This window comes from Streptomyces sparsus (genome assembly GCF_054776295.1).
Map to the genome: position 1 here is coordinate 1 of NZ_BAAHCA010001104.1, position 1455 is coordinate 1455.

1 protein-coding gene is annotated in these 1455 nt (G+C 70.4%); it reads right to left on the reverse strand.

Translation table 11 applies throughout. The features are described from left to right. Positions 1 to 102 precede the first annotated feature (102 nt). The coding region (locus tag ACYVE9_RS26645; protein ID WP_461030457.1) for an LCP family protein at positions 103 to 1455 on the reverse strand (1353 nt) is incomplete at its 5' end.

Consider the following 1455-nt stretch of genomic DNA (forward strand, 5'->3'; position numbering starts at 1 on the left):
CCCACGTGCGGCACTCGTCCCGAGCACGGCCGTTCCGGGCGGGGTGGTGCCGAACCCGCTCCCGGCCGCTGGCCGTTGCCGACCGGGCCGGGCGGTCTGCCGTCAGCCGCGGATGCCCTGGAAGCTGTCGCCGATGGTGAGCGTCAGCACCCCCGGGGCGGTGCCGCCCGACGTGGTGGCGGCGCCGGGGACCCGGCCGGACAGTACCGAGGCGTGGGTCCTCAGCCCTTCCGGGTAGGTGATCGCGGTGCTTTCCGCGTCCTGTGCCGCGTTGCCCGTCCGCACGACCTGGAACCCGAGGGTGCGCAGCTCCCCGGCGACCTCGGCGGCCTTGCCCGGTGTGCCGGTGCCGTTGAGCACCTGCACCCTGACCTGCGACGGTGTGACCGAGCCGCTCTTGCGGGCACTGGCTTCCAGCTTCTTCTTGTCCACCTCGCGGTCCTTGGCGAGGGACGTGAAGAGGGTGTCGGCCTCCGGGTACTGCCAGACCACGTTGGCCTTGTCGGTGGGCACGTCCCGCTCGCGCGGGTAGTTGGGCACCGTCAGGAACGTCAGCCGGTCCGTCGGTATGCCCTTGACCTCGGACGCCAGGTCGAAGAGGGGGCGGACGCCGGCGAGTTCCTTGTCGGTGGTGAGGGACGAGGTGAACGCCTCCAGGAACCCGTAGAGCGCGGCGGGGTCGGTCAGCTTCGACTGCGCCTTCGCGGCGAGCGCCTCCATGAACTCCTGCTGCCGGCCGATGCGGCTCAGGTCGCTGCCGTCGCCGAGGCTGTAGCGGGTGCGGACGTAACCGAGGGCCTGGTCGCCCTTGACCGTCTGGCAGCCGGCCTTCAGCTTCAGGTCCGCCTTCTTGTCGTTGATCGCCTGCTCGGGGCAGACCTCGACACCGCCGACGGCGTCGACCATGCCCTTGAAGCCGTTGAAGTCCATCGACATGAAGTGGTCGATGCGCAGGCCGGTGTTGTGCTCGACGGTCTTGATGGCGCAGGCGGCGGCACCGCTGACGTCACCCGTCATGCCGCCGATCGCGTAACCCTCGTTGATCTTGAAGTGGTGCGGTTCCGAGGTCTCGCCGTTGCCCTTGTCGCAGGCCGGGATCTCCACCCAGGAGTCACGCGGCAGCGAGACGACCGTCGCCCACTCGCGGTCAGCCGCCACGTGGACGATCATCAGGGTGTCGGACTGCATGGTGGTGAAGCCCTCGCCGTACTCGTCCCCCATGCCGTCGCGGGTGTCGGAGCCGACCACCAGGATGTTCTTGGCGCCGGGGGTGAGACTGACCGGCCGGTTGTCGCCGAGCCGGTCGTCGTAGTCGGCGGAGTCGATGTTGCCGTCCAGGCTGTGGTACATCCACGCCAGCGTGCCGCCGCCGGCGAGCACCAGCACCGCCGTCGCACCGGCGCCCCAGGCTGCGATCCGGCGCCGGTTGCCGCGCGCCGCACCGCTGGTCGAGCG